This is a genomic window from Planococcus shenhongbingii (genome assembly GCF_030413635.1).
Taxonomy (GTDB): domain Bacteria; phylum Bacillota; class Bacilli; order Bacillales_A; family Planococcaceae; genus Planococcus; species Planococcus shenhongbingii.
On the sequence record NZ_CP129235.1, the window covers coordinates 2346183 to 2359918 of the forward strand.

The window sequence follows — 13736 nt, forward strand, 5'->3', positions numbered from 1 at the left end:
TCATAGTCGAGCTTAAAGCTGTATCGATTTTATCAGGCTTTAGAAAAAATTAAAAGAAAAAGACTGTCAAGACAGTCTTTTCGTTTTACCAAGCATTAACGGAACCAAAAGCTCTGCTGATAAACAGAAATCAGCTGTCCGTTAAAAACCATAGGTTCAACTGGCAGCCAAGAGCATTAGAAACGCTTGGCTGAGTTTACTTTTACTCTTGGATAGCTGCTTCTAATGCTACAACAATCATATCGTTAAACGTTGTCTGGCGTTCTTCAGAAGTTGTCACTTCTCCAGTCAGCAAGTGGTCGCTCACTGTCAGGATAGACAATGCCTGGCGGCCATATTTGGCAGCCAATGTATAAAGTGCTGCTGATTCCATTTCAAGCCCAAGAATTCCGTACTGAGCCCATTTTTCGTGCTCTGCATAGTCATTATAGAAAACATCTTCTGTAAAGACATTGCCCACGCGCAGTTTCAAGCCTTTTTCCAAACCTGCATTATAAGCTTTCAACAACAAATCAAAATTGGCCGTTGGTGCATAATCAATGCCGCCGAAAATAAGTTCATTCATTTTCGAATCTGATGAAGCACTTTGTGCAATGATAACGTCACGAACTTTGACATCTTTGTGAATAGAACCGCAAGTACCGACGCGGATCAATTTTTGTACATCGTACTCATTCATTAATTCAGTAACATAGATAGAAATCGAAGGTGCTCCCATTCCTGTCCCTTGAACAGAAATCCGTTTCCCTTTGTATGTACCTGTATAGCCGAACATGTTGCGGACTTCGTTATAAAGTACAGCATCCTCTAGGAAGTTTTCCGCAATGTATTTCGCACGGAGCGGATCTCCAGGAAGTAAAATCGTATCGGCGATATCGCCTTTTTTTGCATTAATATGAACGCTCATCATAAAACCTCACTTTAATTTAGTCGTACTTATCATACTGTTTTTTCTTAAGGAGTGCAACGCATTGCCTTAAAGCTTTGTATATTCCTCCCACATCGCATCAAAAGTTGAAGCTTTCATGATGGGATGGGCTTTTTCTTCAATGTATCTGGACAGTTTTTCGAAATCTTCCGAGTTTTTCGGGAAGCTGTGATCCAAAAACATAGCGTCGGCAAAACGCGAGAAATCATCCGCATGAAGCTTCCCGCGATATTTTAACGCAAATTGATAAAATGATCGTCTCATTTTCTTCCTCCCCTCTGTTGTGCCATAAGAAAAACGCAGTTGCTGCAGTCCGGACATAAAAAACCCGGACAGCTGTCCGGGTCTTCAGTTATTCAAACAACTGCTTGTATTCGGAGTAACCTTCCGCATCCAGCTGGTCTTTAGGAACAAAACGCAGCGCCGCGGAGTTGATGCAATAACGCATGCCGCCAAGAGAAGACGGACCATCCGGGAACAGATGCCCTAAATGGGAATCCGCAGTCGCGCTGCGCACTTCTGTTCTTCTCATGCCATGGCTCGTGTCAAAATTCTCTTTAATCTCGCTGCCTTCCAACGGCTTGGCAAAAGCCGGCCAGCCGCAATGTGCATCGTATTTATCTTTTGAACTGAATAATGGTTTTCCGGACACAATGTCTACGTAAATGCCTTCTTCAAAGAACTGGTCATATTCTCCTTGAAACGGCGGTTCTGTGCCGTTTTCCTGTGTAACGTGATATTGCATCGGTGTCAATTTCGCTTTTAACTCTTCCTTCATGATTGTCCACCCCAATTTCTTTCGATAAATCCTGCTCTGCCAGAACCGATTGAATAACGGTTGTAGTGAGCCGGGTTTTTCTTATAATAGTCCTGATGGTAATCTTCTGCCAAATAAAATGGCTTGGCTTCAATTATTTTCGTTGCAACCGGTTTTGAAAACTTGCCTGAGCTCTCCAGTTCCTGCTTTGATTTTTCAGCTGCTAACCGCTGCTCTTCCGAATGATAGAAAATAGCGGTCTGATAGGACTGCCCGCGGTCGAAAAACTGGCCGCCTGCATCGGTTGGATCGATTTGTGTCCAAAAAACCTCCAGCAATTTTTCATATGGAAAAACATCGGGCTGAAACGTGATCTGAACCGCTTCGTAATGGCCAGTCGTTTCAGAACATACTTGTTCATAAGTCGGATTTGGCACGTGTCCGCCAGTATAGCCGCTGACTACCGATTCAATTCCATCATTGGAATCGAACGGTTTGATCATACACCAAAAACAGCCGCCCGCAAATGTCGCTTTTTCTGTCTTCATTCCATCACTCCGTTCTTATTGCTGAATGGTAACGCGCAACCGAATATCATCTTCTTTTAAATTAAATGAAGTCGCCTGAACCGATATGCCATCGTCCAACGGAATATCAGTCAGTTTTAACAATACTTGTTCTTCTGTTGGATTAACTTCCATAAATTTAGGAAGATCTACCGAATCCTCTAACAATTTTAACGCAGATTCAGGTGGAATATCCAGCATACCAACTTCCACTGATTTTTGGATCAGCAATAAATTGCCGTCTTCCTGGACAAATGGATCAAACCTCAGCAGGATTGGCAAAGCGACTGAAAACACCTCAAACTCTGTGGACAAGCTGACATCGCCATTTACCGCCAAAGTCAATGGAATCGGCGAGTCGGCCATCGCTTGCTGGATATAGGTGTTCGCTATGCCTTCAAAATCCGATTTAGTTACATTCAGTACAACTGAATTGCCGTCCAATTCTTGTACCGTGTTTGCACTTGCCAAGGAATGGCCTTTCGCTGGAGTGGTAATAAAGATGAAAAATGCCAAAACGGCGACAAGGTTTAGTCCCAGCAGCACAAAAAATGCCAAGCGCCATATTTTCAAAACAATCACTTCCTATTCCTGAAAACTCAAACCGCATTCTTCCATGCGCTCAAGAATCCGTTCTGTCATTAAGTCATACCCTTTGCTGTTTGGATGAAAAAAATCGGTATGATAAACCAGATTGTCATTGCCGATAAACAAATCACTCACCGGCACATAACAAGACAGCGGGTCTGCTTCTGTAATTCCCCTCATTGATTTGTTGTATTCCATGACAATTTCATCGAATTCTTCAACTTCATCCGTAATCAGTGAAAATGGGTTATAGATCCCAATCGTAATGATGGGAACGGTCGGGTTAATTGACCTGATGGAAGCAAAAATAGTTTCATAGCGGTTTTCATAAAATACGAGTTCATCAGCGAAAGCTTCTATATTCAACGAAAACAAATCCCGCTTCACAATCCGCATGATATCATTGCCGCCGATAGTCATGATGACATAGTCCGCTTCTGACAATGGTCCAGTCAATTGTCCTTTTTGGAACATAGCAAGCAGTTGATCACTTCTGCGGCCAGCTTTTGCTGTATTTTCCACAATGGCCCCCCTTACTCCGGGCCAATCACTGATTTCACTGGCCAGCCTGCCGACATAGCCGCCTTTGTTTTCGGTATCGCCCAAACCTTGCGATAAGGAATCCCCAAGCGCTGTAATAATGAGGGCTTGAGGCACAAAGTTAGGAGGCACGCGATAATCAGTAAACGCAACCGGCACACGGGGTTCCGCTTCTTCATTGCCAAAGATGAATGATGAACCGCATCCCGCTAAAAACAATATTGCCAACACCAAAATGTACAGGATGCGTTTCATATTTATCTCCCCTTTTTATTCTTGAAATTGAGATAGCTAATTTCTGCAGTCCAGCTTTATCTGGTTAGCCGTTTCGTTTAATCCGTATAGAACATAAAGCCGATGGCGCCAATTCCCGTATGGGTGGAAATGACCGGCGTTGTGAAGTCCATTCGGATATCGGTATAGCCGGCTTCTTGAAGCTGCTTTTTCAATGGATCTGCGATGCTCAATCCATCTGCATGGGCGATGCCAATGCCTTTTACCAGCTTTCCAGCGGTCCGTTCTTTGAAATCGTCCATCAAATACTGGACCACTTGTTTATAGCTTCGGACTTTTGCTACGGGCGTATATTCGCCGCCATCCAGCGAAGCGATCGGCTTGATCTTCAAAAATGAGCCGAGCATAGCCCGCCCTTTGCCGATGCGGCCGCCTTTTACCAGATTATCCAATGTATCTACCACTACATAAAGTTTGCTGTTTTCGCGGATTTGATGGACCCTTGCCACGATTTCTTCCATCGGTTTCCCTTGCTTCGCCATATCAGCGGCTTCAAACACTTGAAAAGCCAGCGCATGCGATATATAGCGGGAATCGATGACGGTTACATCCGTATCCGTCAATTCCGCAGCTGTCCGGGCCGATTCAACGGTGCCGCTCATGCCGCCAGTCATATGAATGGACAGCACCTGATCGCCATTCTGCCCTAAACGGTCGTATAATTCTTTGAATACACCGGGAGCCGGCTGTGAACTTTTCGGCAGCTCAGGTGTGTTTTTCATCAAATCCAGAAAAGCTTTTGGCTCCAGATCGACACGGTCCAGATAAGTTTGTCCGCCGATTTGGATGCTTAACGGAACCACATGAAGATTATATTTCTCGATGACTTCCGGTTTCAAGTCTGCCGTCGAGTCGGTTACGATGTGAATTTTCGACATGAAATCACTCTCCTTCTTCCTTATATTCCTATTATTGAACCGCCTGAAACGTTGTCCCATGTTGGTAAAAAAACAGACCTACTTGAGATCTGCTTTTTCTTGCGCCATCGACTGGACTTCCGTTTCCACCGTTTTTCTGACCAGTTCAATCAGTTGCTTGGCTTCTGTTTTTTCAACGGTCTCAGCCAAAACCGGTTCAAGCACCCGGATGGTGACATGTCCCGGCCGGATTTTGTTGTTGTTTTTCTCCATGATATCGGACGTTCCATGTATCGCAATCGGAACGATCGGCACACCAGCGTCTTTAGCGATCCGGACAAATCCAGTCTTAAAATCGCTTATGCCTTCGCCTTTGCTGCGGGTGCCTTCCGGAAATATCAGAATGGAATGGCCATCTTTCAGCTTTTGGGCCGTATCGGTTATCGATTTATAGGCACTTCGACGGTCAGTCCGGTCCAGAAATACGCAATTCATATCTTCCATATAAACCGGAATCACCGGAAATTTCTTCACTTCTTTTTTTGAAATAAACCCAAATGGTTTGGGGATTTCCGACAGCAGGACCGGAATATCAAAATTGCCTTCATGGTTTGCCACCAGCAGTGCCGGCCCTTCCGGCAAATTCTCCAAACCGCTTGTTTCAATTCGGCTTTTCGTCCGCTTTAGGATGCCTTTTGCCCATTTTTGCGGTTCGGTGTGGATCAAAGCATCGTACTCCTGCTTGCTCAAGATTTCTTTTTGGGCCTGGAATTTTTTAAGATTCACAGCTGCCATCGGCAAATAACCGAATAAGAATGAAAAAGTCCGGACCGAATTATACATGGCCGCCTGCCGAATTATGCCGTTCAAGAACCTGGTAAACAAATGGCGTTTCACCGGAAAGCTGTTCTTCCGATTCCGTTACAATTGTCCATTCTGGTCCGTATTCCGGGAAAAATGTATCTCCATCAAAATCCTGTTTGATCAATGTGATGTACAAGCGGTCAGCAACCGGCAAAATGGAACGGAAAATCTGTTCCCCGCCGATCACCATCACTTCTTCGTGCATTTCTTCAGCAAGACGAACCGCATCCTCCAGGGTATGAACGACATCGACTCCTTCAGCTTGATAGTCCGAATTGCGGGTTACCACAATATTGCGGCGTTTGGGCAACGGCCGGCCAATCGATTCAAATGTGTTGCGGCCCATAACAATGCCTTTTCCAACTGTGTGTTTTTTAAAATAAGCCAAGTCCTCAGGAATATGCCATGGCAATTGGTTGTCTTTTCCTATAACCCGGTTTGGATCGTGTGCTACCATCAATGAAATCATCTCTATTCCCCCTTAAACTGCAACAGGCGCTTTAATGCGCGGATGCGGATCATAACCTTCAATTGTAATATCCGACAATTCCAGATCGAAAATGGATGTTACTTCCTCATTGATCTTCAATGTCGGCAATTTTTTCGGTTCCCGCGTTAATTGTTCATTCACTTGTTCTAAATGATTCGAATACAAATGGGTATCTCCCGTAGTATGGACAAAATCGCCCACACCCAAACCGCATTCCCGCGCGATTAAATGCGTCAGCAAAGCGTAAGATGCAATATTGAACGGCACGCCTAAAAAGACATCGGCACTCCGCTGGTACAGTTGACACGATAATTTTCCGTCAGCTACGTAAAACTGGAACATGATGTGGCAAGGCGGAAGCGCCATGTCGTCGATAAACTCCGGGTTCCAAGCCGTTACCAGATGGCGCCTTGAATCCGGGTTCTTTTTAATCGATTCAATCACATTTTTCAATTGGTCGATTGTTCCGCCGTCCGTTTTTGCCCACGAACGCCATTGTTTGCCGTAAACCGGACCCAGGTCGCCGTATTTTTCTGCGAAACCTTCTTCGTTCAAAATCTTTTCCTGAAAAATCGCCATCTGTTCGTTGTAAAGTTCCGCGAAAGCCGCATCTTTCTGTGAACGTCTGCCGAAATCGGTCATGTCCGGGCCAGTATAATCGCTGCTTTCCACCCATTGGGCAAATGCCCATTCATCCCAAATATGATTATTTTCAGCGAGTAAAGTTTTGACATTCGTATCGCCTTTGATGAACCAAAGCAATTCCGATACAATCAGGCGGAACGCCGTTTTTTTAGTTGTCATCAATGGAAAGCCTTCGTTTAAGTCGAAGCGCATTTGATGGCCGAACACACTTAATGTGCCAGTTCCTGTCCGGTCTTCCTTTTTCGCGCCATTATGTAAAATATGCTGGCATAAATCCAAATATTGTTTCATTTTATTCGCCTCCATTATTATGTTTATCATAACAAAAACACACAGTTAGTTAAAATTTTAAATTCTGTGCTCCTATTGAAGTGAAAAGGCCTTCCAACATTTCAATAAATGTGGAAGGCCTTTAAAATCGCTTATTCAATTTAAAATCTCCTATTTCAATAACAATCGTTTTAAGATAACCATTTCGGCGGCGTGTTCTTGGACCAATAGATGTCTCCGAGTGCTATATGCTGCTGAAAATTATCGTCCGCTACATGGTAATGGAAATTGAAGAAATAGCCTTCGAGCGGTTTTTTCTCGGTTCGGACATGGAAACGGATTGCATCTTTTAAAGTTTCCGTATCATAAATATGGAAAATCTTTTCTGCATGGTCGCCGGATGGTTTTTCTGAAATCGCCAGTTTGCGTAATTTTTCGCCATCCAATCCTGCTAAATGCATATCAATCGCCTGCTGGATATTCGGCAAAATGGCCGTCTTGAACTCATCGCTGATCACCGGACCGATTTTAGAACCGAATTTCAGATAAGCCTGTTCTTCAGCAGATTGATGTACAGTCTCCAATATTGACGGTTGGGCGCTGTAATACAGTTCGCTCGGGTCAATCCAGTCATAGCTATATTGTTTGTCATTGCCAGTTGATGCCTGCGAGTCGTTATGTGATTTTTCATCTAATAAAGTTTCCCAAATCAGATGGTTGGGGGATATTACTCCCAAAGTCAAAACAGCAACTGCAATCATCAGTGACTTTTGCCACCACTTCTTCATCCATATCACCTTCAATTTTGAACAATTTAGTAACGCGCTTTCTAAATTATACGAATTTCGCCTGTAAAGGTTTCATCTTCTTGAAATTCATTGTACAATAATATTAATCATATAGCTCTGTTTTTTCGAAAAAGGAGGATTTATTCATGGATGCATCATTGCTAATCGGTATTGGACTATTATTTTTGCTAGGATATTTGACTTCATTGAACTTCACAGACTAAATTCAAACATCCTATATACAGGAAATGAAAAACTGCGGCTCATTGCTGCAGTTTTTTATTATGCTAAAATATTGAATAAAAAAGGGTGCGGAATTGATTATTCCGCACCCTTTCTTGGTCTATTTTATTCGGCAGTCAATGGCACCGTAATGGAATTTAGTATTGGGCCGCACTCTTCTGTTAAAACCGAACGTTTCAAAATCGCTAGACCGGAAGTGGGCTTTCAGCACAACGCTCTTGCGCGCCGCCCGGACCGCTTCAGCTACCCATTCAGCGGTCAGCTGCCCGTTGTCAGCTGATGCCCGGATCGATTTGAAATTGGAGGCTTCTGAAATTTCTTCTGTGAACATCGGATCCATATAAACCACGTCAATCGAATTATCCTCCAAAGTCTTCAGAAAATCGACGGCGTTATTGGACATGACTTCGATTTGCTTCATAGCATCCGTTAAATGCGGCATTGCCTCATAGCTTTGCAATCCTTGCTTGATCACATATGCCATAGCCGGATGGCTTTCACAGCCGATGACTCTCCCCCGGCTGCCTACTCGGTATGATGCCACAATCGCATCTGACGCCATACCGAGCGTACAGTCGAGAAAAACGTCTCCTTCTTCAAGGCCAGATACATCGATAAGCGGGTCCTCTTCGATAGGCCGCTTGGTCCGGAAAGCCGATGAATTCGGATGAAAAAAGAACGGCTCGGTTTTACCCAATGGGTAAAACTCGAGACGTTCTTTTGCCGCAACCAGCACATCCACGCATTCTTCCGCATGGATTTTTTCAATCGAACGCTTTTTCCGCAGCACAAACGGTATGGAAAGGTCTTTTGCCGTTTTCACTGCCAGCCGGTCCGTCCGTTCATTCGGCCGGTATGCTGTTGTGACGATTGTCTTCACTGAGCTTTTACCTGTTCCAGCACTTGCGTCAAATGGTCACGGATATGGTCTACATCGTGGTCTTCAATTTGTTCACGTGGAATAAAGTATGCCAGTTCCCCGTCTTTCAGCACCGCAATCGACGGTGAAGAAGGTGGAATCTCATCAAAATAATTGCGCATTTGAGCAGTTGCTTCTTTATCCTGCCCGGCAAAAACCGTCACCAGATGATCCGGCTTCGCATCAGTAGCCTGGATTGCTTCAATTACTGCAGGACGAGCCAAACCGGCCGCACAGCCACAGACAGAGTTGATGACCACTAAACTCGTTCCTTTAGCTTCTGCCATATGCTCGTTGACTTCTTCAGCAGTCAAAAGCTCTTTAAATCCATTGGCAGTCAATTCCTGGCGCATCGGTACAACGATGCCTTTCATGTATTCATCATATGCGTTCATTGTTTCCCCTACTTTCGTATAATCTCTTTTCCGCTTGGTATATAGCGTTTTCTCCTTTTTATTCTAACCCACACACCCCGTACTTTCATAGTTTTTCGTATTTTATGTTACTTTTATGTTTGTTTTCGTTATTTTTTCGATATCACTTTCTTCTTTTTTAAACTTCCTTCTATATATTATATTTTCATTTCACCTATCTAAACATCACGTTTGATACCTATAAACGTGAATTATTCCCGTTAAAAAATCAAAAACGGCTCATTGTGGTCTTTCTAGCAATTCGTTACGATAGAAAAAACAGTTACACAAAAAAGAGGGAGAAGTTGATGAAAGCTAAGTGGGATTTACCTGAGGAACTAAAAGGAATGGAAATATTGGAGACCTTGATCAGCCCCGTGAATATGGATATGGGCGTAATGATTGTTGGTGAAGATTATTTCGAAGGGGCCAAACAATCGATAGTCCGGTTTTACTTGATCACGATAAAAGAAGATGAATGCTACATCGATGATGAGCTGCAAGCATTCGCTTTTCCGAACTTCAATAGCGCAAAGAAATTTGCGGAAGATGCGCCAACTATGTCGGCGATTGATTTGATGCTGCTGATGAATGGAAGCCTAACGAACGATATAAATAGCAATTTTGTTCAATAAAAGTAGCCCTCTACCTAAAAAGGTAAAGGGCTACTTTTATATTCTTGTTTTTTTCATATTAAAGGTGGAAGTCCAGCAAATTGACCTATAGTAATTAGGGCAGAAATATTCCCTAAAGAACTTTGGAGAAAACCAAATAACTTTTTAGCTTTAGTATCATTTCCTTCTTCTATCGCTAGTTTTAATTCTTCTGCATTATAATGGGCTTGTACTTTCTTTGATTCGTCCTCTAAAGAATTAATGTAATCAAATAGTTCTAAAAATGCTTTTTCTTGATCTTTGTTTCTAATGTTAATGTTTTGTTGTTTAACATTGTCGCCCTTTACATTCAAGTTTCCATATGTTGAATTATTAAAACTATCTTTAATATCTTGTCGATTATCCACGTAAACAAAAACTCCTTTTCCAATGTCTTGAAATAACCCCTTAGCTAGCAAATCATTCATAGTTCTTTGACTTGCCATACTTGTTGGTATTTTTTGTTTAGCTATGCCAATATCAGATGTTTTTTTTTTAGTATTTCGTTTCTAAAATTATCTGTAAACTTAAAGGTTAATAAAAAATTGTCTGGTTCAAACCCTTCTTCTCCACAAAAGCATTCAAAATATTCTTCGATAGGAGCATCTAATGAGAAAGATAAGTTTTTATGATTGTTAGGACAAAGAATAATTTTTTGAGTAATCAATTCAAATCCATCTTTTCTCATTTTATCGATTAATATAAGCCACAACCACATTGCCAATTATCGTCACGCCTCCACTGGCAAATACAGCGATGACGGCAAGCCATACTTTTTCTTTCGTACCGAACTTTATTTTCGTCGCCGTTTCCCGACTGACAAAAGCTTTACCGTCGGAATCAAAGTAGTGATCAACGAACCGGTGTAACAAAGCCCTTGTTTGTGCGCCGTCCTTTAACACGGTCAACTCTATGCCAGACATTGCGCTTCGAATTGTCGTCACTTCAGTTTCAACTCCCAGAACCTCAGACTTTACATCCTGGATCTCGCTTTTGGTTTCAGACTGAATCAGTTCGACTTTTTCTAAACGAGGCAAGATGTCCCCTTTAATTAAAAGATCGTGTTGCTCCACCGTTTTAAACATGCCTAGCTCATCCCCTTTACCTGGCATCCCCATCTCCCTTTTCTCTCTTTTTGGCAAATGAAAAAGAGCGCCTTTATAGGCGTCCTTCTAATTTAGACTATTAAACATCATAACTAGCAATTTGATTTACATTACTAGTTAATGGGTTTTCGCCATCTACTTCCTTCATTATTTTTGCATTATTAATAGCAGAAAAAATATACATCATACTAAGATACTCGATTAGCAATCCTATCATTACAACAGTTTCAGTGAGTCCACCAGGTTCCACGATGAATAAGGCGGCAAGTGAAGTAACTAGCAACACAACTGCTAATAAAAATTGGAAAGCTTTAGCATTATGAGATAAGAAGTTTTGCCCCCAAATTACCTTCTTTTTTTCATAAAACCTATGAATCTCTCTATCATTCATAGAATCTAAATCAATAAATTTAAAGCTATTTATGTCCTTGGAAACTAATAACTTATTGTTCGCTACCATTCTTTTAATAATCCACTTCTCATTGGCTTCTTTATTTTCAATATAGAAGCCTATTTTTATACCAAAGAGTTTTCCCAGTGCCCAGACACTTAAAAAAGCTATCGTTATTGTTATGGCCATAGCTATCAAACTAATAATTAACGGTTGGGCTACAGACTCATTAACTTCAATCTTGCTTTGGAAAGGAATTAATATTATTTGGGAAAGGATACTTAAAACAAGAATTTGTGCTGAATAGATAGTAATTCTTTTGAAATTTGTCATTAATATTTTTTCTACTGTAAACATACCAACTGTATCTAGAACCAATTTAAGAAAAATAATTATAACCGGTACAGCTGCGGTAATACTAATATTTTCAATCGCCATGGACACTCTCCAGATTCTACATATTTTATTACCTTTTTATAGTAACAAAATGTTAAATAATAGAATAGAGTTTATTAAATAAAAAGAGCGCCCTTGTGGGACACTCTTTTTATTTATTATATTGTTCTAAAAATACTCGACCAGTGTTTGTAAGTGTGGCATTTTCATACCATACTATATGAACTCTATTGCCCTGTCCGCCACGGGAAACTGAAACCCCTTCAGCTAAATTGGTTTCTATAATAGTCTCCGCTACCTCTCCCCATTGTTCTTGAGTCAAATCGTAATTTTCTTTAGAAGGAACCTTGCCTTCATCTATCGTTTTTAATACTTGAACAATATATTTTTCATGCGCCATATTACTCCCCTACCTTTCATTAACCAGTATTCGACAAAAGGAAAAGAATTCCTTTAATTTTCAAAACTAATTTTTATTTCCATAAGACTTGGCTTTGCCATAGTAGAAACTGCTGACAATTGATTGACCATTGAATTTTTCAGCTCTCCTAATATAAAAACTCACCATAACATAGCGCCATAGTTGTTTTAAGAGTTTCAATTTATTTCCTCCTAAATATTTGCTATCGTTTTTTATTGGAAATTCTAGTAAACTCCTTTAAGGAGAGGTGAAAAAATGAGTAATATTAAAGATACAGCAGATGCTATAAAAGGTATTGTTGAAGCAGTACCGGTTTATGAAGATGCGTTACAACCAGCTGCACAAGAACTGAGTAAAGGATTTGTGGTCCTAGCTAAAACAGTAAACATGGCATTAGCACCATTGTCAGGTCTTGTTTGGGGTTACGAAAGAATTTCTTAATATCTTGATTCTAGCATAGCAAAAAAATTAAAAAGTGTGCCAGAAGAAAATATTATTACTCCAGATGCTTCAGTAGCCGGTCCAGCCATTGAAGCTTTAAGATTTTCTGCTCATCATGAGGAGATCAGAGAAATGTTTTCTTCGTTACTGGCTACCGCAATGAATAGTGAAGAAGCTGAAAAAGCACACCCATCTTTCGTAGAGATTATTAAACAACTTTCACCAGATGAGGCAATTATTATGTCTGCTATGCGAACTAGTGGTTATCACGCATTACTTAGTGTTAAATCGGTTGATTTGGAAAAGGGAGAGAGTTTCATAGAACTTAAAAGAAACTTTTCAAACATACCTTACTTATTAGGTTGTAAACATCCTGAAATGTCATCATCTTACATTGAAAATCTTTCTAGATTAGGGCTTATCGAAATTAACAATCAAACTGAAGTGGTAGACGACTACAGATATGAAAATTTAATTTATTCTCCTACTATCCAGCAAGTTGTGTCTGGTATCGATTTGAGTGAAAGAAAAGTTGAATATTCAAAGTATGTCTCTAGTAGAACTGAATTTGGACAAAAATTCGTTTCTGCTTGTACAACTTCGTGAAATAAAAAACAACTACCAGATTAGGGTAGTTGTTTTTTATTTTAATCTGTAGTTTGTTCCTATTGCGTGACAAGTGCGTCGGATTTTACGTTAAAGGTGTCAAACAATTTGACGAGCGGGTTGATGATTGCGTTGTTGTTTTGATTCTCAGTCATGTGAAAATCTCCTTTCGTTGATTGGAATGTGATGGGTCAGTTGTTGCGGTCGTCGTACATGTCGTATACGGCGTAGTGGTCGGGATTTGTTGGGTCAAGTTCTTCGCCGTTCCAGCCGTCTCGCAGGAGATCGCGTTCCGGTTCTTCTGGTTCATCGTGGCTCATGTAGCTAAAATCCGGTTCGTTATTGCGCTGATGGTGATGGTTATTGCTGGAATAGCCGGAGTCGTTTGAGTAATCGTCCATAAATTCTTTAAGGGTGCTGTTGTTTGCGTATTTGTTGGGGTCTTTTTTTAATTCTCTATATCCTAACAGGATTAGTATTAGCAACCCGATGGGAATTTTAAAGAATTCGAAAAAATCCACGATCCATTCGATAATATTCATGCGATGTGTCTCCTTTGT

The 13736-nt window shown here is 41.2% G+C and carries 22 protein-coding genes; 3 read left to right on the forward strand and 19 right to left on the reverse strand.

Features of this window, described 5'->3' with window-relative positions; all coding sequences use genetic code 11:
* Positions 1–202 precede the first annotated feature (202 nt).
* The 13 genes from deoD to QWY16_RS11585 form a co-directional block, all read right to left on the reverse strand.
* Complete coding sequence (gene deoD, locus QWY16_RS11525) at positions 203–907, reverse strand: purine-nucleoside phosphorylase (protein ID WP_300993421.1); 705 nt, start codon at positions 905–907, stop codon at positions 203–205.
* Between the two features lie 69 nt (positions 908–976).
* Complete coding sequence (locus tag QWY16_RS11530; protein WP_300989366.1) at positions 977–1192, reverse strand: YozE family protein; 216 nt, start codon at positions 1190–1192, stop codon at positions 977–979.
* Positions 1193–1280: 88 nt separating this feature from the next.
* Positions 1281–1706, reverse strand: coding sequence for a peptide-methionine (R)-S-oxide reductase MsrB (gene msrB, locus QWY16_RS11535; RefSeq protein WP_300989367.1), 426 nt, complete (start codon positions 1704–1706; stop codon positions 1281–1283).
* Positions 1703–2233: a peptide-methionine (S)-S-oxide reductase MsrA gene (msrA, locus tag QWY16_RS11540; RefSeq protein WP_300989368.1), complete on the reverse strand. Its 531-nt coding sequence runs from the start codon at positions 2231–2233 to the stop codon at positions 1703–1705. Before msrA ends, msrB begins: the two co-directional genes overlap by 4 nt.
* Before the next feature lie 15 nt (positions 2234–2248).
* Complete coding sequence (locus QWY16_RS11545) at positions 2249–2824, reverse strand: YpmS family protein (protein WP_436837141.1); 576 nt, start codon at positions 2822–2824, stop codon at positions 2249–2251.
* Between the two features lie 12 nt (positions 2825–2836).
* Positions 2837–3634: a GDSL-type esterase/lipase family protein gene (locus QWY16_RS11550; RefSeq protein WP_300989370.1), complete on the reverse strand. Its 798-nt coding sequence runs from the start codon at positions 3632–3634 to the stop codon at positions 2837–2839.
* 77 nt (positions 3635–3711) lie between these two features.
* Positions 3712–4551, reverse strand: coding sequence for a DegV family protein (locus QWY16_RS11555; protein WP_300989371.1), 840 nt, complete (start codon positions 4549–4551; stop codon positions 3712–3714).
* Between the two features lie 78 nt (positions 4552–4629).
* Positions 4630–5373, reverse strand: a complete 744-nt coding sequence (locus tag QWY16_RS11560) for a lysophospholipid acyltransferase family protein (protein ID WP_300989372.1) — start codon at positions 5371–5373, stop codon at positions 4630–4632.
* Positions 5366–5863 carry a dihydrofolate reductase gene (locus QWY16_RS11565; RefSeq protein ID WP_300989373.1) on the reverse strand — a complete coding sequence of 166 codons (498 nt, stop codon included), beginning with the start codon at positions 5861–5863 and terminating at the stop codon, positions 5366–5368. Before QWY16_RS11565 ends, QWY16_RS11560 begins: the two co-directional genes overlap by 8 nt.
* 12 nt (positions 5864–5875) lie before the next feature.
* Positions 5876–6820 (reverse strand): thymidylate synthase, encoded by a 945-nt coding sequence (locus QWY16_RS11570; RefSeq protein ID WP_300989374.1) that lies wholly within the window; start codon positions 6818–6820, stop codon positions 5876–5878.
* A 170-nt stretch (positions 6821–6990) separates the two neighbouring features.
* Positions 6991–7587: a YpjP family protein gene (locus QWY16_RS11575; RefSeq protein WP_300989375.1), complete on the reverse strand. Its 597-nt coding sequence runs from the start codon at positions 7585–7587 to the stop codon at positions 6991–6993.
* A gap of 343 nt (positions 7588–7930) precedes the next feature.
* Positions 7931–8710 (reverse strand): class I SAM-dependent methyltransferase, encoded by a 780-nt coding sequence (locus tag QWY16_RS11580; RefSeq protein WP_300989376.1) that lies wholly within the window; start codon positions 8708–8710, stop codon positions 7931–7933.
* A complete protein-coding gene (locus tag QWY16_RS11585) occupies positions 8707–9144 on the reverse strand; it encodes a BrxA/BrxB family bacilliredoxin (protein ID WP_300989377.1) in 438 nt (145 codons plus the stop codon). The genes QWY16_RS11580 and QWY16_RS11585 overlap by 4 nt, the downstream gene beginning before the upstream one ends.
* A gap of 326 nt (positions 9145–9470) precedes the next feature.
* Between QWY16_RS11585 and QWY16_RS11590 the strand changes: the two genes are divergently transcribed.
* A complete protein-coding gene (locus QWY16_RS11590) occupies positions 9471–9797 on the forward strand; it encodes a hypothetical protein (RefSeq protein ID WP_300989378.1) in 327 nt (108 codons plus the stop codon).
* A gap of 53 nt (positions 9798–9850) precedes the next feature.
* Here the strand turns inward: QWY16_RS11590 and QWY16_RS11595 are convergent, their stop codons facing one another.
* The 5 genes from QWY16_RS11595 to QWY16_RS11615 all read right to left on the reverse strand — a co-directional run bounded on the left by QWY16_RS11595 (position 9851) and on the right by QWY16_RS11615 (position 12108).
* Positions 9851–10183, reverse strand: a complete 333-nt coding sequence (locus QWY16_RS11595; protein WP_300989379.1) for a hypothetical protein — start codon at positions 10181–10183, stop codon at positions 9851–9853.
* A gap of 101 nt (positions 10184–10284) precedes the next feature.
* Complete coding sequence (locus QWY16_RS11600) at positions 10285–10539, reverse strand: hypothetical protein (protein ID WP_300989380.1); 255 nt, start codon at positions 10537–10539, stop codon at positions 10285–10287.
* Positions 10505–10933, reverse strand: a complete 429-nt coding sequence (locus QWY16_RS11605; RefSeq protein ID WP_300989381.1) for a hypothetical protein — start codon at positions 10931–10933, stop codon at positions 10505–10507. Before QWY16_RS11605 ends, QWY16_RS11600 begins: the two co-directional genes overlap by 35 nt.
* A 67-nt stretch (positions 10934–11000) precedes the next feature.
* Complete coding sequence (locus QWY16_RS11610; protein ID WP_300989382.1) at positions 11001–11750, reverse strand: hypothetical protein; 750 nt, start codon at positions 11748–11750, stop codon at positions 11001–11003.
* 109 nt (positions 11751–11859) lie between these two features.
* The gene (locus tag QWY16_RS11615) at positions 11860–12108 is read right to left on the reverse strand and encodes a hypothetical protein (protein ID WP_300989383.1); all 249 of its coding nucleotides are present in this window, start codon (positions 12106–12108) and stop codon (positions 11860–11862) included.
* Positions 12109–12384: 276 nt separating this feature from the next.
* Here QWY16_RS11615 and QWY16_RS11620 point away from each other — a divergent pair, with 276 nt between their 5' ends.
* The gene (locus QWY16_RS11620; RefSeq protein WP_300989384.1) at positions 12385–12570 is read left to right on the forward strand and encodes a hypothetical protein; all 186 of its coding nucleotides are present in this window, start codon (positions 12385–12387) and stop codon (positions 12568–12570) included.
* 15 nt (positions 12571–12585) lie between these two features.
* Positions 12586–13176 (forward strand): DUF4393 domain-containing protein, encoded by a 591-nt coding sequence (locus QWY16_RS11625; RefSeq protein ID WP_495885105.1) that lies wholly within the window; start codon positions 12586–12588, stop codon positions 13174–13176.
* 191 nt (positions 13177–13367) lie between these two features.
* Here the strand turns inward: QWY16_RS11625 and QWY16_RS11630 are convergent, their stop codons facing one another.
* Positions 13368–13718: a hypothetical protein gene (locus QWY16_RS11630; protein ID WP_300989386.1), complete on the reverse strand. Its 351-nt coding sequence runs from the start codon at positions 13716–13718 to the stop codon at positions 13368–13370.
* Between the last annotated feature and the right edge of the window lie 18 nt (positions 13719–13736).

Excerpts from the sequence above, each read along its gene's own strand:
- deoD (WP_300993421.1), bottom strand. The coding sequence starts at position 907 with ATGAGCGTTCATATTAATGCAAAAAAAGGCGATATCGCCGATACGATT.
- QWY16_RS11530 (WP_300989366.1), bottom strand. The coding sequence starts at position 1,192 with ATGAGACGATCATTTTATCAATTTGCGTTAAAATATCGCGGGAAGCTT.
- msrB (WP_300989367.1), bottom strand. The coding sequence starts at position 1,706 with ATGAAGGAAGAGTTAAAAGCGAAATTGACACCGATGCAATATCACGTT.
- msrA (WP_300989368.1), bottom strand. The coding sequence starts at position 2,233 with ATGAAGACAGAAAAAGCGACATTTGCGGGCGGCTGTTTTTGGTGTATG.
- QWY16_RS11550 (WP_300989370.1), bottom strand. The coding sequence starts at position 3,634 with ATGAAACGCATCCTGTACATTTTGGTGTTGGCAATATTGTTTTTAGCG.
- QWY16_RS11555 (WP_300989371.1), bottom strand. The coding sequence starts at position 4,551 with ATGTCGAAAATTCACATCGTAACCGACTCGACGGCAGACTTGAAACCG.
- QWY16_RS11560 (WP_300989372.1), bottom strand. The coding sequence starts at position 5,373 with ATGTATAATTCGGTCCGGACTTTTTCATTCTTATTCGGTTATTTGCCG.
- QWY16_RS11565 (WP_300989373.1), bottom strand. The coding sequence starts at position 5,863 with ATGATTTCATTGATGGTAGCACACGATCCAAACCGGGTTATAGGAAAA.
- QWY16_RS11570 (WP_300989374.1), bottom strand. The coding sequence starts at position 6,820 with ATGAAACAATATTTGGATTTATGCCAGCATATTTTACATAATGGCGCG.
- QWY16_RS11575 (WP_300989375.1), bottom strand. The coding sequence starts at position 7,587 with ATGAAGAAGTGGTGGCAAAAGTCACTGATGATTGCAGTTGCTGTTTTG.
- QWY16_RS11585 (WP_300989377.1), bottom strand. The coding sequence starts at position 9,144 with ATGAACGCATATGATGAATACATGAAAGGCATCGTTGTACCGATGCGC.
- QWY16_RS11590 (WP_300989378.1), top strand. The coding sequence starts at position 9,471 with ATGAAAGCTAAGTGGGATTTACCTGAGGAACTAAAAGGAATGGAAATA.
- QWY16_RS11605 (WP_300989381.1), bottom strand. The coding sequence starts at position 10,933 with ATGGGGATGCCAGGTAAAGGGGATGAGCTAGGCATGTTTAAAACGGTG.
- QWY16_RS11610 (WP_300989382.1), bottom strand. The coding sequence starts at position 11,750 with ATGGCGATTGAAAATATTAGTATTACCGCAGCTGTACCGGTTATAATT.
- QWY16_RS11615 (WP_300989383.1), bottom strand. The coding sequence starts at position 12,108 with ATGGCGCATGAAAAATATATTGTTCAAGTATTAAAAACGATAGATGAA.
- QWY16_RS11620 (WP_300989384.1), top strand. The coding sequence starts at position 12,385 with ATGAGTAATATTAAAGATACAGCAGATGCTATAAAAGGTATTGTTGAA.
- QWY16_RS11630 (WP_300989386.1), bottom strand. The coding sequence starts at position 13,718 with ATGAATATTATCGAATGGATCGTGGATTTTTTCGAATTCTTTAAAATT.